General features: G+C 38.2%; 20 protein-coding genes and 1 other annotated feature. Of the genes, 13 read left to right on the forward strand and 7 right to left on the reverse strand.

Features of this window, described 5'->3' with window-relative positions:
* Positions 1-74: 74 nt before the first annotated feature.
* Positions 75-287: a binding site (T-box leader), on the forward strand.
* A 103-nt stretch (positions 288-390) separates the two neighbouring features.
* Complete coding sequence (aspS, locus tag KHA97_RS16705) at positions 391-1,689, forward strand: aspartate--tRNA(Asn) ligase (protein WP_213125916.1); 1,299 nt, start codon at positions 391-393, stop codon at positions 1,687-1,689.
* A 63-nt stretch (positions 1,690-1,752) separates the two neighbouring features.
* On the opposite strand, the gene KHA97_RS16710 is transcribed toward aspS, so the two are convergent.
* Both KHA97_RS16710 and pssA read right to left on the reverse strand, forming a co-directional pair.
* Positions 1,753-3,888 (reverse strand): bifunctional metallophosphatase/5'-nucleotidase, encoded by a 2,136-nt coding sequence (locus KHA97_RS16710; protein ID WP_213125917.1) that lies wholly within the window; start codon positions 3,886-3,888, stop codon positions 1,753-1,755.
* 295 nt (positions 3,889-4,183) lie between these two features.
* Complete coding sequence (gene pssA, locus KHA97_RS16715; protein WP_213125918.1) at positions 4,184-4,675, reverse strand: CDP-diacylglycerol--serine O-phosphatidyltransferase; 492 nt, start codon at positions 4,673-4,675, stop codon at positions 4,184-4,186.
* Between the two features lie 597 nt (positions 4,676-5,272).
* On the opposite strand from pssA, the gene KHA97_RS16720 reads away from it, so the two are divergent.
* Both KHA97_RS16720 and wrbA read left to right on the forward strand, forming a co-directional pair.
* Positions 5,273-5,758 carry a GNAT family N-acetyltransferase gene (locus tag KHA97_RS16720; protein WP_213125919.1) on the forward strand — a complete coding sequence of 162 codons (486 nt, stop codon included), beginning with the start codon at positions 5,273-5,275 and terminating at the stop codon, positions 5,756-5,758.
* Between the two features lie 118 nt (positions 5,759-5,876).
* Positions 5,877-6,488, forward strand: coding sequence for an NAD(P)H:quinone oxidoreductase type IV (gene wrbA, locus KHA97_RS16725; RefSeq protein WP_213125920.1), 612 nt, complete (start codon positions 5,877-5,879; stop codon positions 6,486-6,488).
* A 374-nt stretch (positions 6,489-6,862) separates the two neighbouring features.
* On the opposite strand, the gene KHA97_RS16730 is transcribed toward wrbA, so the two are convergent.
* A complete protein-coding gene (locus tag KHA97_RS16730; protein WP_213125921.1) occupies positions 6,863-7,981 on the reverse strand; it encodes a sensor histidine kinase in 1,119 nt (372 codons plus the stop codon).
* Entirely contained in the window at positions 7,978-8,664 is a 687-nt protein-coding gene (locus KHA97_RS16735; RefSeq protein ID WP_213125922.1) for a response regulator transcription factor, read from the reverse strand. The genes KHA97_RS16730 and KHA97_RS16735 overlap by 4 nt, the downstream gene beginning before the upstream one ends.
* Positions 8,665-9,186: 522 nt before the next feature.
* Here KHA97_RS16735 and KHA97_RS16740 point away from each other — a divergent pair.
* The 4 genes from KHA97_RS16740 (at position 9,187) to KHA97_RS16755 (ending at position 13,014) form a co-directional block, all read left to right on the forward strand.
* Positions 9,187-9,663 (forward strand): DUF6220 domain-containing protein, encoded by a 477-nt coding sequence (locus KHA97_RS16740; protein ID WP_213125923.1) that lies wholly within the window; start codon positions 9,187-9,189, stop codon positions 9,661-9,663.
* Between the two features lie 459 nt (positions 9,664-10,122).
* Entirely contained in the window at positions 10,123-10,530 is a 408-nt protein-coding gene (locus KHA97_RS16745; RefSeq protein WP_213125924.1) for a DUF6223 family protein, read from the forward strand.
* 318 nt (positions 10,531-10,848) lie between these two features.
* Positions 10,849-12,390, forward strand: a complete 1,542-nt coding sequence (locus KHA97_RS16750) for a serine hydrolase domain-containing protein (protein ID WP_213125925.1) — start codon at positions 10,849-10,851, stop codon at positions 12,388-12,390.
* Between the two features lie 258 nt (positions 12,391-12,648).
* A complete protein-coding gene (locus tag KHA97_RS16755) occupies positions 12,649-13,014 on the forward strand; it encodes a VOC family protein (protein ID WP_213125926.1) in 366 nt (121 codons plus the stop codon).
* Between the two features lie 124 nt (positions 13,015-13,138).
* Here the strand turns inward: KHA97_RS16755 and KHA97_RS16760 are convergent, their stop codons facing one another.
* The gene (locus KHA97_RS16760) at positions 13,139-13,606 is read right to left on the reverse strand and encodes a hypothetical protein (RefSeq protein ID WP_213125927.1); all 468 of its coding nucleotides are present in this window, start codon (positions 13,604-13,606) and stop codon (positions 13,139-13,141) included.
* Positions 13,607-13,760: 154 nt separating this feature from the next.
* On the opposite strand from KHA97_RS16760, the gene aac(2')-IIb reads away from it, so the two are divergent.
* The 6 genes from aac(2')-IIb (at position 13,761) to KHA97_RS16785 (ending at position 18,659) form a co-directional block, all read left to right on the forward strand.
* A complete protein-coding gene (gene aac(2')-IIb, locus KHA97_RS16765; RefSeq protein ID WP_325167486.1) occupies positions 13,761-14,480 on the forward strand; it encodes a kasugamycin N-acetyltransferase AAC(2')-IIb in 720 nt (239 codons plus the stop codon).
* 134 nt (positions 14,481-14,614) lie between these two features.
* Positions 14,615-15,064 (forward strand): MarR family winged helix-turn-helix transcriptional regulator, encoded by a 450-nt coding sequence (locus KHA97_RS16770; RefSeq protein ID WP_213125928.1) that lies wholly within the window; start codon positions 14,615-14,617, stop codon positions 15,062-15,064.
* A 58-nt stretch (positions 15,065-15,122) separates the two neighbouring features.
* Positions 15,123-15,602 carry a VOC family protein gene (locus KHA97_RS16775; protein ID WP_213125929.1) on the forward strand — a complete coding sequence of 160 codons (480 nt, stop codon included), beginning with the start codon at positions 15,123-15,125 and terminating at the stop codon, positions 15,600-15,602.
* 263 nt (positions 15,603-15,865) lie between these two features.
* A complete protein-coding gene (locus KHA97_RS24515) occupies positions 15,866-15,982 on the forward strand; it encodes an RAxF-45 family protein (RefSeq protein WP_325167487.1) in 117 nt (38 codons plus the stop codon).
* Positions 15,983-16,188: 206 nt separating this feature from the next.
* On the forward strand, positions 16,189-18,036 hold the full coding sequence (abc-f, locus tag KHA97_RS16780; RefSeq protein WP_407658050.1) for a ribosomal protection-like ABC-F family protein: 1,848 nt from the start codon (positions 16,189-16,191) through the stop codon (positions 18,034-18,036).
* Between the two features lie 335 nt (positions 18,037-18,371).
* Positions 18,372-18,659: a CD3324 family protein gene (locus KHA97_RS16785; RefSeq protein ID WP_213125931.1), complete on the forward strand. Its 288-nt coding sequence runs from the start codon at positions 18,372-18,374 to the stop codon at positions 18,657-18,659.
* Positions 18,660-18,784: 125 nt separating this feature from the next.
* Here the strand turns inward: KHA97_RS16785 and KHA97_RS16790 are convergent, their stop codons facing one another.
* Both KHA97_RS16790 and ant(6) read right to left on the reverse strand, forming a co-directional pair.
* Positions 18,785-19,762, reverse strand: coding sequence for a ribose-phosphate diphosphokinase (locus tag KHA97_RS16790; protein ID WP_213125932.1), 978 nt, complete (start codon positions 19,760-19,762; stop codon positions 18,785-18,787).
* Positions 19,763-19,957: 195 nt separating this feature from the next.
* The gene (gene ant(6), locus KHA97_RS16795) at positions 19,958-20,824 is read right to left on the reverse strand and encodes an aminoglycoside 6-adenylyltransferase (RefSeq protein WP_213125933.1); all 867 of its coding nucleotides are present in this window, start codon (positions 20,822-20,824) and stop codon (positions 19,958-19,960) included.
* Positions 20,825-20,854 lie beyond the last annotated feature (30 nt).

The raw sequence follows: 20,854 nt of genomic DNA on the forward strand, positions 1-20,854 counted from the left end.
TATTAAAATTGAACAAGAAATTAAAAAATATCTTGCATTCTTTTTGTAAAATTAATAAAATACAATACAATATACAAAAAGTGTTGATCAGGAAGAGTACTCATGCAAGGGTCTACAGAGAGCAGTCGATTGCTGGGAAGATTGCGATACCGCATGTTGGAAAGACACCTGTGAGCGTAGCTTTGAACGTGATGATATTTAGTAAAAGCAAACGGCACCTACCGTTATCAGGTCTAAGTGGTCATTTTGACAATTTGGGTGGTACCGCGGATCAATCCGTCCCTTTATAGGGGCGGATTTTTGTATTTTTTTAAAGGAGGTGAGTGGCCGTGGATGATGACGATGACAATGATGATGCAAATAAATACAAAAATATAGGAGGCAAAAACAATGGACCAATCATTGAAGCGGTCACTCATTCGTGAATGTAAATTATCTAGTGAAAAAGTGGTTTTATTGCAGGGTTGGGTGAAGAAAATCCGCCATTTAGGAAATCTTAGTTTTTTAATTTTGCGTGACAGAACAGGTGTTATTCAATGTGTGTTGGAAAACGATCTAGCAGGATATAAGGTGGAAGTGGAAAGTGTAGTTGAAATTATTGGTAAACTAGTGGAAACGCCAAAAACGGAATTAGGTGTAGAAGTGCTTGTAAAAGAAGTGAAGATGTTAAACACGTCGGACCGACTTCCTTTTGAAGTGAATAAAAGAAAGCTGCAAGTTGGTTTGGATCAAATGTTAAATGAACGAGTCACATCCCTTCGACATGAACGAATACAGGCCATTTTCAAAGTTCAATCCACTCTCGTACAGGCATTTAGTGAATTTCTAATCATGAATGATTTCACGCAAATATTTACACCTAAAATTGTTTCCCAAGGAGGGGAAGGGGGAGCGAATGTATTTAAGCTCCCCTATTTCCAAAAAGAAGCCTATTTAGCTCAGTCTCCACAGTTTTATAAACAAATGATGGTGGCAGGTGGATTGGAACGTGTCTTTGAAGTCGCTCCTGTTTATCGGGCGGAGTATCACAACTCTTCTCGTCATTTAAATGAATATATTTCGTTGGATGTAGAGGCTGGCTTTATCCAAGATTTTTATGAAGTGATGAAGTTAGAGACAGATCTTTTAAGATATATGTTTAAAAAGGTGGCGGAGATGTGTGAAAAAGAATTGAATCTATTACAAATAACCGTACCTATCATTACAGAAATTCCAAAGATAACACTTACAGATGCTCAACTTATTTTAAAAGAAAAATATCGAAAAGAATCACCAGTAGGAGACCTAGATACAGAAGGCGAAAAGTTGCTTGGAAAATATGTGACAGAAACGTATGGCAGTGATTTTGTTTTTATTACACATTATCCAAAAGAAGCGAGACCTATGTACACGATGCCAAATAAGGATAATCCTATGGTTACGGATTCTTTTGATTTGTTATACAAAGGATTGGAAATTACATCAGGCGCACAGCGAATTCATGAGTATAATTTGTTAATCGCTTCTTTTGAAGAAAAGGGATTACAGGTAGAAGATTTTCAGTCATATATTAATACATTCCGATACGGCTGTCCTCCTCATGGTGGTTTTGCGATTGGACTAGAAAGATTAGTATATAAGTTTTTGGAATTGTCTAATGTGCGCGAAGCAAGTGCGTTTCCGAGAGATTGTACACGTCTTATCCCATGAAAATAGAAAGAATCTTCGCAACGTCTGCGAAGATTCTTTCTTGATAAGGATTTGGAAAGGCTATTAACTTGCTAGTAACTCATCCACGTTACTATCTGTTCGATGTTCAATGATGTATTGAAGCATGAGCATAATTTCTTTTTTATCTACTTCAGCCAATTGCTTATTTGAAAGCTCGCTAATGCTTAGGTAAATGTTTTCCAAAGATTGATAAGCTTTATCTTCTTTACCTTTTTCAAAGTTCTTACTCACGTTTTCCAATTGGGCTATAAGGGATGTTTTGATTCCTTTATTCCCTTCTGCTTGTTTCACTAAAGTAATTGTATTTTCAATTGTCGCAGATGTAATGAATACTTCAAGGGTTTTCTTCTCTGAAACATTGTGCACTTTATCTATTGCACGATATTGAATGGAGTTTTCACCCTCTTTATTTAAAGTAAGCCCTTCTTCATATCGTTTCCATGTGATGCCGTTATCCAAGCTATACTCAATATGCGAAACTCCGATTCCTGCATCTGTTGCTTCCAAGTCTATTGTAACATCATGAAGATAGGAGCCATCTCTGAAGTCAGCCTCACGTAATATCGCATCTGCCAGTTCAGGCGCCAAGTGGTCTTCCGATATTCTTCCGTCTGCTACATAATGGATTTGGCCATCAAAACTTTTAACGAAATTTACAGTGGCTTGTAAGTCTTCAGGTCCTTGAACGGGATTTTTGCCATATTGGCGAATTTTATATTTATCAGTCGCATGTTCATACATATAATTGTTGACGGTAAGCGTATAAGTCCCATTTTTATCAATTGGCGTTCCATCTGGAAGATAGATATTCACTACTTTATTTGTCGCACTATCCCATGTATAAGAGAATCCACCGATAGAGACATCTGGGCCATAGGATGATATTTGGGCATTTAAAATAGGTTCCAATGCTGATCCTGGAATGGTGACCGTAATCAAAGTGTTATTAAATGGTTGGATATTGAATAGATCCTCCCAAGTAATTTCGCCTTTGTCCAGATTGTCACGGATTCCTCCACCGTTCATTAATGCAAAATCAGACTTCATTTCATAATTCATTCCGTCTGCAATCAAGTTTCCTAGAGCATTGTCACCAATGATGCCTTTTATTGGGTAGCCTCCATCCATTGGAGCGGCAGCAAAACCTACTACTTCATTCAATCTTGGTCCAACCAATTCTTTATATTTAGTTAAAATAGCACTAACTTCGGGATCGGGAGTTACACCTTCTTGAATAACATCAACGATTTCCGCGCTTTTTTCAACAATATCACCTGTAGCAAGATCAATTTTCAAATCAATGTCTGCAAAGGCTTTTCCATATTCCCAAGCTTGTACAATAAGCTTGTTGTCTACGATTGCATTGAGTTTAACATGGTTATGTGCAGCAATTATGATATCTACTTCTTCATCTGTTTTCTTCGCTAAGTTTGCAATTTGACCAGTCGCTGTTTCACCGCTTTGATTTCCAGGAACGTGAGCTAGAACAACAATTGCTTTAATCCCTTGTGCTTTTAGCTCCTCTGTATATTTATTGACAGCTGTTGCTTCGTCCGTGAAACGGATATCCTGAATACCAGAAGCCATCACCATATTAGGCGTTTCAAGCGTGGCTACACCAATAAATCCAATTTTTACTCCATCCACTTCTTTAATGGTATACGGATCAAATACGAGCTTTCCAGTATCTTTGTACTCCACATTAGCAGCAACAACCGGGAAGTTCATGCCCTTGTATCCTTTTGTACCGTTTGGATGGTCTCCGCCATGTATCATCCGAAGGAGTTCTTGTGTACCCTCATCAAATTCGTGGTTCCCCACAGTACCTACATCGAATCCAATCGAATGCATGATTTCAACAGTTGGTTCATCTTGAAGCAAGGCTGAAACTGGAGAGCTTCCTCCAATCATATCTCCAGAATGGATGATCAGCGTGTTATTTGGATTGGTTGCTTTACGGGCTTTTAAGTATGTAGCCAAATAATCAGCACGCCCATAATTCACATTATTAACTGTTCCAGTTACATCAATCTTGCCATGTAAATCGTTCACAGAAAGTAACTTAACAGAGACGGTGTCATCTGCATGTGCACGAATGGAAAGACTCGAGAAGATTGGTACAACTAGAAGGGTAATTACTAGTAAATTTAATAACCTCTTAAAAAATATTTTTCTCATTACTTCGCTCCCCTTACTTTATTTTGACGCCCCAATTATAAGCAGAGGATTTATTAAGATGGTTAATTTAATGTAAATTTTCAATAAAACAAATGCTTATGCCCTAAAAATAATTACTTTTTCCTAAGTGTAATCATTCACAAATAGTTCTATAGTTTCATTTTATAATCATCCGACATAAAGAAAAATAATAAAAAACCAATCATGTTAGTCGTTCAGTTTTTTCTCATGTGTTGTTTAATCTAACAAGTTAGGTTCTAAGCTTATGCTTAATAGCTTTTATAATGGATTAGATTTAAAATTTTTTTACCCTAATGGGACTTACCATTAAAAAGGCGAGGATTAAAGTGATCCACGCATTGCTATATAAAAATAATCCCATAGCTGCCAATGGCAATCCAGCAGCAGGAATAGGCAATCCTTGAAAATACCCTATGGTTGGTTTAACGCTAAATTTAGCTAATCTTAATGCCCCCATTGTTGGGAAAAGGAAGAATGCCAAAGACGTTAAAAAGGATGGAGCTGCGATTGAATGAAATAAAAGTGCAGGAGCAACGCCGAAACTCACAATATCAGCTAAGGAATCTAGTTCTACGCCAAATTCACTGTTCACTTTTAGTTTTCTAGCGATCCTTCCATCAAGAAGATCTAAAGCGGCTGATAAAAAAATAAAAATAGAGGCTAATTGCACATAACCACTCATATTAAAGGTAATTGAAAGAACACCGCATAATAAATTTCCGATTGTAAATAAATTGGGTACAATTTTTACTATGTGATTGAACAAGGACTGTTCCTCCTGACGTAAAAACAATGCTCCTTAACTTGATAGGATTTTCTATTTAATCTTCGGCTATTCTTAAAAGTAATCTAAAATTTGAATTAGAAAATATCTAATATAAGAAAAGAATTTTATGGAGATGGCGAGAATTCTTTTGTAGAAGGAAATAGACTATTACCGAATCAAGCTGTTTCTCACTAAAAAACGATCATTAAATGTTATTGGTACACCTTTTCCATTTTTTTAGCGTGTATGTGTAAATGTGGTTCAGATGTATTTCCAGAGTTTCCTACCTTTCCAAGTCCGCAGTCACTAATAAGTCCAATACCCATTTAAGTTTACTTTTAAAAGTGGCTTTTAATAACAATATAATAAAAGCAGCAGGTAATACGATTAGCATGCCGATTGAATAAAATGTTGAAAACAAGATTTCTCAACTTCTTAGACACACACTCGATTGCGCAATATTCGGTTTTACTAGGAAGAAAACCTCTAAAATTTTTATAAAGTTAGTGAATTAGAAATAACTTATCTATCAGAATAACCTGGCGGGATTCCAAATGTTGTAAAACAGATAATAGTATAAGGAAGTTGATTGATAAAATGCAAAGCATAATGATTGAAAAGTTTCAAAAGAAGGATTTTGATGATTACTTTAAATTGGTATCTGATGAACGAGTCATGGCTCAAATCACTGAAAGGGCGATTGCGCTTGAAGAGGCTAAGGTTAACTTTTATAAGATTTTAGAGCGAAACGAAAAATATGATTTTTACGGTTCCTTTAAAATCTACGATCAGATTACTAATCAATTTATAGGTCTGGGGCATCTGACGTTAAACGAAATAAAGGAAGATGAAGCTGAAATTGGTTACATGATACGGCCTGAATTTTGGGGGAAGGGATACGGCAGCACCGTTGCGAAACGTTTATTCAATATGGCTAAACAGACAGAAATAAAATTATTAAAGGCCATCATTGATCCGAATAATATCGCTTCTCGAAAAATTTTAATCAATCTTGGTTTCATTTCAATGGAAATATGTGAAATAGATGGACTGCCTGGAGAAATATTAAGCAAGGAATTATAAAGAACATAAAACGGTAAGCAAATAAAAGTTCCTCCTCACCTAACCTTTTTATGAATAGAAATTCAGCATTAAGAAAAAATACAAATGCTATGAAATTTTTCTTGAAAAGGAGAAAAAAATGACTAACGTAAAATTAGCGATTGTATTTTACAGTATGGGTGGGACAAACTTTCAATTAGCGAAATGGGCTGAAGAAGGAGCGAAAGAAGCAGGTGCAGAAGCAAAAGTATTTAAAGTTCAAGAATTGGCTCCGGATTCTATCATTCAAAGAAATGAAGTATGGAAAGCAACAGTTGAAGCAACGAAAGACGTTCCAATAGCAACATCCGACGATTTAGAATGGGCGGACGCCATAATTTTCAGCACACCAACACGATTTGGCAATATTGCTTCTCAAATGAAACAATTCCTTGATATTCAAGGAGGACTTTGGGCAACTGGAAAAACCGTTAACAAAGTTGTAAGTGCCATGACCTCTGCCCAAAATCCGCATGGCGGGCAAGAAGCAACGGTTTTAGCTTTATATACTTCCATGATGCATTGGGGAGCGATTATTGTACCTCCAGGTTACACAGACCAAGTGCTGTTTGGTGCAGGTGGGAATCCATATGGTACAAGTGTGACGGTAGGGCAAGATGGTAAAATGATTGATGATGTACAAGCCGCTGTTAAGCATCAAGCGAAACGAACAGTTACGGTGGCAGAGTGGGTTAAAAAAGGAACTCAATAACTACCTATTCGTTCTCAAATATATAAATAAAATAATGTACGATAGAAATAACCTCTTAGGATAATTCCTGTTGAGGTTATTTTACTTTTTTGGGAAGTGGTGGATGCAATGCGTTAGAGTTTAATCGTAATCTCGATAGGCAATTGTTCTCTAGATTCAAGTTTTTACAGTTCGTCAAAGGAAATAGATTTTCTAGGAGAATAAACAAATCGACTTCACTTCCTCTGCATGTTTTCCGGTTCGGTCACTGAAAACTTCTACAAGTCGGGGTGAAGTCCCTTTTATACTCGAAAATCCTTGCTGCTAAAGGACTCAGAATGATGCAAAATGTTCATTTAAATACACATATTTGAAGCAACAATATTTTAGAAATATTATCTACTTAAAGGCAAATAAACAGTAAATGTCGTACCCTTATCAGGCTCACTCTCGACACGGATGAACCCCCCGTGGGTTCTGATCAAATGATGAGCTATTGATAATCCGAGCCCTGTTCCGCCTGTATGCCGCGAACGGGCTTTTTCTACACGATAAAAACGATCGAATAGGTGGGTAAGCTCTTCAGCTGGAATGCCGATTCCGGTGTCTTTCACTGAGACACATGTATAGATCGTATCTCGATCCAGGACCTTGTCTTCAATTACAACCGAAATCCTTCCTCTTTCTGGTGTGTAGCGGATTGCATTAGTCAACAAATTGATGAACACCTGCGTGATCCGTCTCGCGTCAGCCATCACAGTTACCGGCCTCGTCTTCGAATAGAAGCTCATTTCCAGTCCGTTCTCCTCAGCCTCCATTTTCACATCATCAACGATTTGTTCAAGTCTTGCCGACAGATCCAGCGGTTTCAAGTCCAATGCCAACCTGCCTGCCTCAGCCAACGACAAGACATGAAGATCTTCCACAAGCATGCTTAAGCGGATCACTTCGTCATGGAGTCTAAGCAACATTTCCGGAGGGACGTATTGACCGGCCTGTTGAGCATTTTCTAATTTTAGCTGCATGATAGACAGCGGAGTTCGAAGCTCATGAGCGACATCAGCTACCAACCTTCTGCGGGCATCCTCAGCTTCCCTCAGGCGAAGTGTCATATCGTTGAACGTCTGGATTACCTTACCATATTCGTCTTTTGATTGTACAGGAACGTTTACGTTTAGATCCCCTTGTGCAACACGTTCGATAGCGGCAACGAGCCTTCTAAGTGGGATCGTCAGCACCCCAGATATCCATAAACTGAACAACAGCCCAGTTGCTATGAAAAACACCCAATTTCCAAGCCAAAATTTCTTCATCTTACCTGAAACGTAAGTCTTCAAAATCTCAATTTGTTCTCCGGGCAGTGAGTTTAAATAAGATGCATCAATTTCTTCCTTACGAAATTGATCGAACAAAGACTCCATGTAAGCTTGTTTTGTTACTGCATGAGTGCCTCCGATAATAAGAACGAGTAGTCCCATGGAGACAAATATTTTTTGGCGCACCGTCAATGTCATGATTGTTCACCGAATCGGTAACCGAAACCGTATACAGTTTGAATATAACGAGGATTGGCTGGATCGTCTCCCAGCTTGCGGCGAAGGTTCCGAATATGGGAATCCATCGTTCTTTCATATCCCATATATTCGTCCGCAAGTGCAGTTTTTAATAATTGCAGGCGGCTGAAAACCATACCGGGACGTGCAGCCAACGTGTACAAGATTTTGAATTCCGTTGGTGTCAGTTGGATCTCCTGGCCGTCTTTGAATACCTGACATTTGGCCTCAGAAATGATTAGGTTATCTCTTTCCAAGAACATCGTCCTGTCTTCAGGACCGCGTAAGCGGCGTAGTAAAGCTCGGATGCGAGAAGTGAGCTCGCGCAAACTGAATGGCTTCGTCAAATAATCGTCCGCACCGATTTCCAGACCGACGATTTTATCTGATTCCTCCGATCGGGCCGTGACCATAATAATACCGCATTGAGAAGTTTGCCTTATTTCACGGCAAACGTCGATGCCGCTTTTCTCCGGGAGCATCCAATCAAGCACAACGATATCAGGCCGCTCAGACTGGGCAATCGTGAGCGCTTCCTTGCCAGTACAGGCGGTCAATACCCTAAACCCTTCACGTTGCAGATAGGTGTGCATTTCCTCAAGCATGTCTGGTTCGTCCTCCACAAGCAACAATTTCGTTTCCAATTTAATCACATCTTTCCAGTTTAGTCTGCGAGAATACACCACTTACCGAAAATTATACCTTGATTTTACATGTTCTTGAATAACTCCATACAAAAAGAGGAAGTTCTGCATAAGTTCTCGACATTTATTATTTAAACTGACTGTGAACAAGAGAAATAGCCATAAAGAACAAGAAAAGATAAGTGAGTGGGAGGATCGTTTTCATGGAAAACGTAATAAGTGGAAGAAATGAGCTGAATTGTGTGCGATGTCGATTGAGAGAGGGTGGTTGAACTCAGCACTGAACGGGTGGTGGATTTATCCAGCAATTCCGTAGAGTATGAAGGAAACATGATTAACAGATTGAGCCTGGACATGAGCAGGTTGTGCCACCTGAAAACGATGAGATCATTTCGTTAGCAAAACGGCTTTAAGGAGTTACAGAGCCTATTTAACGACAAGAATCCTAAAGTAGAGCAAACGATTGAACGATTTTACATGGAATATCCTACCGATCTTAATTTACGAAAGAGAGGATTTTAGATGAGCAATCTATCCGTAAACCGTAGTGAACCTGAAGTCGGGCATCAAGCTGAAGAAATAACCAATGTTTCACCGCTAGTAGTTAGAGCTCGTTTAGTTTTTAATGCAATGTTAAGGATATTTGCGATTTGTATTTTAATCCAGGTTTTTCTCGCCGGTCTCGCACTGTTTTGGGATCCAGCTCAATGGGCTAGCCATACAGGCTTTGCCAGAACACTGATCATTTTTTCAATCCTGATACTTGTGATTTCTTTTATCGCACGGCTGCCGCGTTCTCTACGACTCCGTAGTGCAGGTTTGTTAGGGATCATCATTTTGATAGCAGTCAGCGTCAAATTACCATCAGGGATTGGATATTTATCTGCTCTTCATCCGGTACTCGCTCTGATGTTGTTTTTTGGAACTGTGTCCCTCGCACGGAGGACCGATGCCCTTAAAAAAGAAAAAAAGCAAGAATCTGCGGAGCAAAGCAGATAAATTGAGTTTTGATTACAATTTTCAAAATGGATGGATAGAAGAGATGCCACCCTAATATATCCGAATATCTATTGGTCATTCTATTCCTTATCGTGTCTGGAGTATCGCAGTATCTAGTTGTGCATGATTATGGGAATAGAACTCATTGGTTTCGAAGCATTGTAATTGTTCTATATGGAATGTCCGGTATCCTTGTTCTCTTTATTATTTTTCCAAGACAATGACTAAAAACAGCAAATAACTATTGAATAAGTTGAGCTCCACACAGTTATTGCTTACGGATCAGTGTTCTGATCATTAGAACGTCTACGCCAGAAAAGCGAATTAAGGAGGAGAAAGAATGGGTCCTATTAGAGTAGGTTAAATTGTCCGTGTTTTTTCGACTTTTCCCAACAATATTTCCCAAGAAATAATGGTATGCGACTGATTGCAAAAACAACAAATAGGAGGAATTAACAAATGAAAATGAAGCTAGTTTCATTCGTATTACTTTGTGCATTTCTACTTGTGCCAACTCTGGCCTCTGCTGAAGTGACCAACGGTAATATTGGATACAAATTAACCACTGGGCGACTCTGGGTCACGATGGATGCGGTTGTGGGGTTGGTCAGTGTGATCCTCGCTGGGATGTATCTGGCCCGTTCTTCTGGTCGTTTCGGTACGGGCAGTGGGCGGCGTGGTGCCATCGTGTCTATGGTGGTGGGACTACTCGTTATAGCCTACGCCGGGGTGCATGTGATTATATTCCCTGGTGGGCCTGGCACCGGTGACGGGCGAGTCGGGGCTTACTTTGCAATAGTGTTTGGGTTGACCAGCATGGTCCTCGCTGGGCTAACTCTGCGCCGCTCCCGCCAAAGGGTTGGCTGACCAGATCATGGGTGGCTCCTGTCCTTGGGTGTGTCCGGTTGAGGACAAGGGCAGATTATGATTTTGAGAGTTAGGAAATGAAAGTGAAAAAACGAATTTTATCAAGCTTCAAGAGCGAAACTCTGGCTTAGGTACTGATAGATCATATAACGAAAAGCAGTTCGAGGCCGATTGGTTGATTTTTCAAAGGATATAAACATGACTAATGAATGAGTTTAACATAATTCATTCATGGGTTTATGTACTACATTTGATAAATCAATTGAAACAATCTTTGGATAATTTACAGAAAAAAACTGTGAATAGGGTGGAATGAAAATGAGTATGAGAATTATAGCAATCATCCTGTGCAGTCTGTTCATCTTCCACCTATTCAGTTCAGCACGAAGTAATGGAAGCATGCAAGAAGAGCAATTTGAGACTTCAGTCTTCTCCGAAGTGGATGCGTATATTGCTCGTGAAATGAAACGACAACGTCTCCCGGGGCTGGCTCTCGGGATTGTAAAGGGTGATCGCATTCTTTACCTTAAGGGATATGGTGAAGCCGACTCATCGGGTCGTCCTGTAACACCTGAAACACCTTTCGGATTAGGTTCAATCGGCAAGTCGATTACTGCTACTGCCGTTCTACAGCTTGCCGAAAAAGGAAAAATTGATTTAGACGCTCCTATACAGCGTTATTTCCCTACCAAGTATAGAGGTGCAGAGTTCATTACTGTACGTCAGTTACTAAACCAAACAAGCGGTTTCTCCCAAATCTCAACTTTTGACAACACGCTGACAAGTATCAACGATCAATATCAAGATGCTATAGAGAAAAACGCCTTGTCTTATGCGGAAAAGTTTTTAACTCGAACCCAGCAAACTGAACATACTTACAGGTATTCGAACGCAAACTATGTACTGCTAGGCTATATCGTGCAACAAGTGTCCGGCCAGTCCTATGGCGACTATGTGAAAGAGCATATTTTCAGCCCTCTATCTATGCATAACAGTTTCGTTACACTCGATGAAGCATCTGAACACGGTCTGGCTACACCTCACCGTCGGATCTTTGGATATAACGTTGCTTACGATGGCCCCTATGTTTATATTCCAGGGGATGCGCCAGCGGGCTACCACTACACCAATGTGAAGGACATGAGCCATTACTTGATTGCTCAAATGAACGGCGGCCGATTTGAAGATAATTCCGTGCTCTCTTCGGAAAGTATACGACTAATGCAGACCGAACCTGTTCCGGGAACGTACGGCATGGGTTGGTCGACAGATTCTATTAACGGTTTACGGGTTATCGGTTCGCCGGGTGGGTCGTTAGGCTTCCAAGCTCAAACTTTTATGGTTCTAGAACAACAACTGGGAGTTATCGTGTTCGCAAACGTACTTGACGCAATCGATGCCGAATGGCCCGATACACACATCATTACGACTACCCACATCGCCTCCGGGGTTATAAACTTACTGAATGAGAAACCGATTGGAGGATCTGGTCTAAGCATTTCGCAGAAATACTGGCTTGTAAATGGATTAATATTCACACTCAGCGCATGGTTAATTTATACTACAGTCCGAACTGCGAAACGCTGCCTTGGGCCATTGAGTCCTGACAATTCTGGACACACTGAAATATCTATTAAAGTTATATCAAGAATTGTTCTGTATTTTGCAGGTCTGTTTATTATCCTGCTGTTGAATATGACTCAAATTGTACCGTTATGGCATATAGCAACAATTTTTCAGCCGGACGTATACGTTTGGCTGATGATGATGGCTGTACTTATGGCACTGAAGGGAACCATGGAAATTATTCTGTTGGTTCGGTCAATTAGGCATGAAAAAACATCAAAGTTGAGCGGATAAGTAGGAAGAGGAGCTTTTCATGCTCTTCTTTTTTATGCCTATTATATTGCCTTTATGGATAATATTTTGTCCTAAGAGATTTTTCTTTTCCATCCATTCTAATACCATCCCCTCACTTAAACTAATATAAAATAAAATGTATTTCTTATATTCAAATTGTTTTATTATAAAACTATAATTACGTTGTTAAGGAGCTAGAAGTTTATCTAATGTTTTATATCAATAGCAAATAAATCCAGAAGGGGAATGAATTTCGTAATGGAAACTAAGCATAATGTTACTCCAATTGTGGGTTCAATATTTGTACATGTTATAGATATGAATCGTGCGGTTAATTGGTATGCAAAATTGTTAGGCATATCTGTATCGCCTGGACCATATGATAAGGTTTTTTCAATAGAATTAAGCAATCTTATACTTTTGCTTGACGCTCATCGTTCCGATCATTTCCAACCATCAGAACTCCCACTTTTTTCATTTGCAACAAAAGATATTGACGAGACATACGAGTTCTTAACTAGCAATAATGTAGAAATTTTAGGCGATATTGAGCGTTTTCCTGACATTACATTTTTAACAATAAAGGACTCAGAGGGAAATTTAATCATGTTTGTACAAGAATAATAGGATCATCTTCTTTCTCAAATCCAATAGTAAAGGAATTTAATTATGAGCATTAATAATATTTAGTAGTAATCTAAGACCACCTATTCAGAAATAGGTGGTCTTGGGGTAATGCTTATTTTTACTATTCCTTTTTTAATGGAAGTTCAGCAATTACATTTGTTCCATCCAAAATAATTAATTTTCCATCCAATGCATGTTTTTTTAATTTATCCAATTCTTTGAGGTCTTTAAAAAAATATTCAGTATGATATTCAGCAGTTGCATAGGGATTAATCATACCATTTCCACCAAACCCTGAATGTTGCATCTTTTTATATTTTGAATGGTCAATCATACTCATCAATTTTTCTAACTTTTTCCCTGGAACTACGACAACCTCTAATCCCCAATAATGATATCCTGGATAATCGAATTCGTTACCAATAACTTTATTGCTTGTATTTTTTATTTTAATATCATAGCGAATTGTTTTTTGAAATTGATTAATAGTTGTATGAACTTCTTTTATTTTTATATGTTTTTGGTGGGAGAATCCTGATAAAAGAAGAAATAATGATAATACCGAAATCAATAATAAGGATTTTTTCATAATTCTCACATCCTTTTTTATTGCTTTATCATTCCATATATTGCAGAATTTATGGTCATAGCACTTTGGTAAAATATAGAATCAGTTTTTCTCTTTTAACTGATTTGCTAGATAATGTACAAAAATTTATGTTAATGGATTGGAGGTATGAGGCGTGAGTGATTGGAAAAAAATCAAACCAACTTCTCGTGAGCTAATGGAGTCGCATGTCGAGGCATTGTTTTCGCATGACCGGAACAAGCGACTTCATTCAATAAACGAACCTTGGCCAGAAAAGAAAGCTGCTCCTAAGTTCTTTTTGGGACGAACTATTGAAGGAACTAATCTATGTCGGTTTCGATATGACGTCCCTGTTATGCTTATCGAACAGTTGGAAAGATTGTCCGTTAATGAATCAGTCGTGAGAGATTTCCATACGAAACCAAAGCATTTTCAGGAATATATAAAACTTCTCGAAGGGGAACGGTTCACGATGGGTCCTTGTTATCTAATTCCTGATGAAGTAACTCCAGAAATGAATGTGGTAAGAATCACCCCGGAAAATATTTCAAAATATTTGCTAGACGGTTTCGAATGGCTAACTTCCGAAATAGACTATGTGCAACCATGTATAGCGCTATTAGACGAAGGACGAGTTGTTTCTATCTGTCGTAGCGTTCGCATTACATCGAAGGCGCATGAAGCAGGTCTAGAAACGTTGACCGCGTTTCGTGGAAGAGGATATGCTGCTGCAGTTGTTGCCGGGTGGGCAGTAGCTGTTCGAGAGCTGGGAAAAATCCCGTTATACAGTACTTTCTGGGACAATCTCGCATCTCAAAGTGTGGCAAGAAAATTAGGCTTGTTATTCTATGGAGTAAATTTCACAGTTGATTAGCATATTGTTAAACTGAAGAGGGTAAATTGGCAAAATAGAGACATTAAAGCGGGATTTTACGATTTATTCTAGATTTCAAAACACAATTGTCATACCATATAGTTAGAATTCTAACTATGGTAAAGGGGATAAACATGCATCCAAACACATCAAACTGGGAGTGGGATCAAGGGCCAATCGGACGAATGGTTAAAGCAGCCAATATTACCTTAAGACGCGAAATTGAAGAACAACTAAAAGGAACTGGGCTTACACATACTCAGTGGAGCGCATTAGGTATTCTTCATTATTTTCCTGGTATTACTTCATCGGAGTTAGAGCTAATCCTCATGATTGAACGACCAAGTGTAACTAGTCTTATGAATGGTTTAGAAAAGAAAAAATTGATTATACGCAAAAGCCATCCAGAGGATGCGCGCTATAAGCAAATCTTTTTGACGGAAGAAGGCGAGAAGGTTGCAATAGAGACAAAGCAGATATCGTATATCGTTGAGAATCAGATATTAGAAGGGTTTTCGGCAGAAGAATTTGAAATATTCAAAAAGCTTCTCATCAAATTGGTTAACTTGTTTGAAAAGAGGTAAGCAAATTTTTTTGTGTCATTAGTTAGAATTCTAACTATATTCAAGGGAGAGGTCTTTCATGAATAACGGGAAATACTCACTGTGGAAAGGATTTCATCACATAGCTTTGGTTACTCGGAATTTGGATGAGACAATTCGCTTCTATAAAAATTTGCTAGGTATGCAAGTTGGTACTGTTTATCCAGCATTTAAACAGCGGGGTAGACATTGCTTTATTAGACCCGGTGACGTGGAAACATGGGGTATTCATTTCTTCGAGTATCCAGACGCTCAGATTTTTCAAAGCGATAAGGAATTGAAGCGTTTATCCGAAAATTCGACTGCATCAGATTTGTATAGCTTTTTGCCAGGTGCCCTTCAGCATATTGCATTTGCGGTACGATCCGAAGAGGAGGGGTTAAATTTAAGAGCAAAACTAACAAATGAAGGAATTGTCATGACGGACATTTACGATCAGGGTAAGATACGAAACTTTATATTCGTAGATAATAACGGAATTCAATTGGAGGTGGCATGGAAGAAATCAATTACGAATTGAGATGTTTAAAGGATGACTTTTACGTATCATCTAAATGAAAAATGAAACTAAAAACCTAGGTGAAAAATATGACACCTAGGTTTATTTTAATAACACTCATAGGATGTCTGCAAAGTTATTAAGCAGTGATTCCTCCTAGACTCATCAGAAGCGAGGAACAAAACGAGATTAGTCAACAGTGTCTTATTAATTGAAAGTGCTTGCAATATGTCGTTGTAATGAATAAAATAAAGTAAATATCATTGAGACGGAGGTGGGTAAGGATGTTGAATCAAGCTGTTTTAGTGCACGGATATTGGACGGAATTCTTATATTATTGCCGTGCAAAATTTGCTGTTTTAGTTGTTGACGGGATACGTATGCCCATTTTTAACAACTGAATAGTAAATCTAAAACAGTGAAAACATCTCTACACCCACAATTTATAAGGACGGTTGAAGAGGAGCTTTCCATGCTCTTCTTTTTTATGCCTAAAATTCATCATTTAAAAGCTATGGGGAAGTGTGTGGTTCCTATGGCTTTTTGCGTTTTTAACAAGAGGGAGGTAATATGCATGATTGCATGCAGTGTTAATCAAGTCTCAAAGATGTACGGCGGCAACACTATTTTTGAAAATATCACATTTGAAATTCAGGAAAAGGACCGCATAGGCTTAGTTGGGCGGAATGGGAGCGGGAAAACGACTTTATTAAAATTATTGGCTAGCTTGGAAATACCCGACTCTGGTCAAATCCATTGGAAAAAAGGGTCACAAATTGGTTATCTAGCACAAATTCCGAACTATCCTCATGAAATAACGAGTAAAGAAGTATTGATGACGGCTTTCGCGGAACTTTTAGCAACAGAAAATAGAATGAAGAAACTTGAAGTTATGATGAGTAATGAAACTAATAATTTGAAATTGGAAAAGTTAATTGCGGACTATGGTACTTTACAAGAAGAGTTTTCGATAAGAGGCGGTTATGAAATAGACGCCAATATTGAAAAAATCGTTAATGGATTAAATATTTCGGATTTAATGGATAAATCGTTTTCCTCCCTGAGTGGTGGTGAAAAAACGAAAGTGGGCTTAGCCCTTAGTCTCCTCAAAAATCCAGATTTCTTATTATTGGATGAACCGACCAATCATTTAGATTTACCGGCCGTTGAGTGGCTTGGAAGCTTCTTGGGAGATTATTTTGGAACGGTACTTGTCATCTCTCATGATCGATATTTCTTAGATGAGGTCGTAACTAAGATTTTGGATTTGGATAATGGCGAAATCGAGTGTTATCACACAAACTTTTCAGGTTTTATAAAGGAAAAAGAAGAACGTTTACTTAGGGAATTTCAAGCGTATCAAGAGCAGCAAAAGAAAATAAAGAAAATGAAAGAAGCGATTAAGCGTCTTCGCGAATGGGCCAATAGAGCTAATCCCCCTAATGAAGGTCTTCATAAAAGAGCGAGAAATATGGAGAGAGCAATAGAACGAATGGAAAAATTGGATCGGCCCATTTTAAATCGAAAAAAAATGAATCTTGAAATGGAGTCATCTGCTCGTAGTGGAAAAGATGTAATGATTTTGCGGAATATATCCAAGGGATTTGAGGAAAAGATTCTTTTCCAAAATGTAAATATGCATATTGCCTACAGGGAGAGAGTAGCAATTGTAGGTGAGAATGGGACGGGAAAATCAACTCTCATTAAAATGATGATTCAACAATTGGATCCTGATGTAGGGGAAGTTCGAATAGGAAGTAATGTGAAAATCGGTTACCTGTCGCAGCATATTTTTGCTGATGTAAAAGAAGAGACGATCATGGAAGTGTTTCGGAATGAAGTCAGTGTAACAGAAGGTGAAGCAAGGCACATTTTATCGAGATTTTTATTTTACGGTCATACTGTCTTTAGAAGAGTTTCTCAGCTGAGTGGAGGAGAAAGAATGAGACTCCGATTGGCGCAATTGATGCATCAAGATACAAATTTTCTAATCTTGGATGAACCAACTAACCATCTAGACATCGATTCGCTGGAAGTAATGGAGGAAGCGCTTGAACATTATAATGGGACCATTCTTGCTGTTTCTCATGATCGCTACTTTTTAAATAAGTTGTTTGAGAAGATGTACTGGATTGTGGATAAGGAATTACATTGCTTTGGGGGGAATTATCAATATGCCAGGGATAAAATGGCTGAAAAGGTGCAGTATAGGAATGAAGATATTGTAGGAAAGAAAAGGAATGCGCCTCCTCCTAGAAAAAAGGAAATTGAGACGATTGCTAAACACGATGTGGAGAAAGAGTTAGAAATGCTGGAGCATAAAATCAGGGAATTGGATTCTGAGCTAAGTGAGATACGTGATTTAGAACAACTTCAACAGTTATACAGGGAAAAAGAGGAACTTAATAGGCGGTGGGAAACACTTTTTGAGCAATTAGAAAAAGCACCAGGGTAAAGATTAATTATAATTGTTCTCTCACTTGTTCCTATACCGGCATGTATGAGTTAATAAAGGTGTCGGGCCGATAGTTTTTTTGAAAGGAGGCTGATTAATTTGATCAAGCATAACGAGGTGATTTCCGCTTAAAGCGGAAATCGCTAATGAGGGGTCGCACGTATTGCGGCCTCTTTTACTATTTCAATAAGCAGAAAATCCGTTATACTATTATTAACAGGCAAACAACTGCAATTTTGTAAGGGTTTTCCTAATTATGAAACGAAAGGGGTTATTAAATTGATGAAAACAAAACGTCTTCTATATGTACATCATAATAAGGAGGATGTAAATTTTTGCAATACAAAAATGGAAAAGAGGTGCTTCCCCCACATTTGCTGAAGGAGCTCCAGAAATATATTCAGGGAGAACTGATTTATATCCCAAAGAAAACGAATGAGCGAGCGGGATGGGGAGAAGTGAATGGTTCTCGTCGGTTAATTAAGCAAAGGAACGAAGAGATTTATCGGTTATATCAGGATGGCCGGTCTTTTGAGGAGTTGGAACGGATTTACAACTTGTCCTCAGACAGCATCCGAAAAATCGTCTATAAAACCCGTGAATTATATAATGAATCGAAGTAGCTTTCAAAAAATAACCAGAATCTTATTAATCAAAGAGAACACATTTTTATGACAAAATCTGTGTTCTCTTTATTTATTTTTAAGAAACTGTTGGGATCAAATGAATATACCCTCAAAAAAATATATCAATTAAGGGGTTTATTGATTATGGAATGAGGCACAGTGTCAAATAAAGAACTAACCGACTCTCTATTATGGATTCTTAGAACAGCTTCTGCAAATAAAGGGGCCACAGAAACAATCTTCGTTTTATTGGATATTACGGAATTGTTTCCGACGGTGTCAGTGCTAATAAGTAATTCGATAGGACTGTTTTCTATTTTTTCAGCTCCAGAACTACTGAGCATGAGATGGGAAACTAAAGCGAATATTCTTTGTGCTCCTCTTTCCTTCAAACCCATTGCTATATCTACTAATGTTCCACCGGAAATACTAAAATCATCAACTACAAGGGCATTTTTTCCTTTTACGTTCCCTATAATCTCTAGTACCTTGGCCTTTTCATCATGGGATTTTCTTGTTTTATCCCCAATTGCGACCGGCACTTGGAGAGTAGACGCAAAATTTCTAGCCTGTTTTGCAAATCCAACATCTGGAGAAACAACAACCAAATCATCTATATTCAAGCGTTTTACATAATCACATAGAATAGGGAGAGCAAATAAGTGATCTACAGGTTTTTTGAAAAAACCTTGGATTTGTGGGCTATGTAGGTCCATTGTTATGATCCTATCAGCACCTGCAAGTTCAATACACTCGGCACAAACTCTTGCCCTTATTGAAACCCTAGGCTCATCCTTTTTATCGCCTTTCGCATATCCAAAATAGGGAATAATAGCTGTAACCGAAGTAGCACTAGCTCGCTTAAACGCGTCCATCCAAAAAAGAAGCTCAGTAAATTCATCATTAGGATTTAACCCTATTGGCTGTACGAGATAAACATCTTTATCCCTTACAGTCTCGCAAATCTTCACAAAAATATTACCATCAGAGAATTTAAATACTTCCGATTTCCCCAAGTCAATTCCAATATAGTCACACATTTTTTGAGCAAAGGACTTTCCCGTACTACCACCAAAAATTTTAATTTCTTCTTTCGGCAAAAGAATGACCTCCTGGTTTGTTTTTTATACCAAGTGCAGATAGAGTAATGTAGCAAATAAAAATAGATTACAATAATTACTTCTCTAAACTACAAAAAAACCCTTTAAAACTTGGATGTTAAACAATCTAAGTACCTTTTGCCTTGAAAGACGGACGGTCATACGGGGCTATTATCAAATGATCCGACATGAAGTTCATTTCCCAGTGACAAAGTATTTTTGACGAATCCCCTCTATATAACTACTCACTTTCTCATCATAATCCGGATAAGAAAATCCTAATGTTTCCGCTATATGGAGAGAAGTCTCTCTAAATAATTCAAAACTTGTATAAAGGGCATCCCACATTTTTTCATAGGAACCCATATCGTAAGTTGACAGTAATGTATCCCATGTTGCATTGGAGACATACTTTTTCAAAAATTTATCAGACTTTCCAATGCTAAAGGAAAAATTTGTTTCGATTCCTACTTTCCAACGTAACATCGTAAGTAGATTGGGGCGGAAGGGGCCATTCATTATATCAATCGCAAAGAGAATTTCTTTTCTAGCAAGTCCTTTCACCACATATGTAGCAGTGAACCAAAATTCATTGCAGCAGTCATCGAAGGACTGATTGCTTGGTTTTTGAATATGATACTTTCGGTCTGAAGCAATAACCGGTTCTTTAATTAAGTTATCCTTGTCCAATAACACCTCGACAAGACCATCGCTATTTTTAAAATAATGCATGTATTCGTCGAGCGGAATGAGGGTAAGGTCCATTTTCGTACCATCTTCAAAAATCATAAGATACGAGAACCAGTTTCCTAATTCGTTAGGGAATAACTCCATTGCCTCCGGCTTTTGCATCATTATCCTCTTGCCAAAATAGTCTAGCCAATCATCACTTTGTTTGAAAAAATCCATGTCCGTTACGAAATAACTAATATCATAATCTTGAAATTCGTCTCTCGGGATGTTTCGGTTTGTGAGTGAACCTTCAAGCGTGTAAAGTCTTATTTTTTCATTTTGTAGAGCAAAATTCATTCCTAAATCCATCATTTCTTGCTTGCTTCTCAATACACTCACCTCGGAATAATTAATTTATTC

This window comes from Lederbergia citri (genome assembly GCF_018343625.1).
Classification (GTDB): domain Bacteria; phylum Bacillota; class Bacilli; order Bacillales; family Bacillaceae_C; genus Lederbergia; species Lederbergia citri.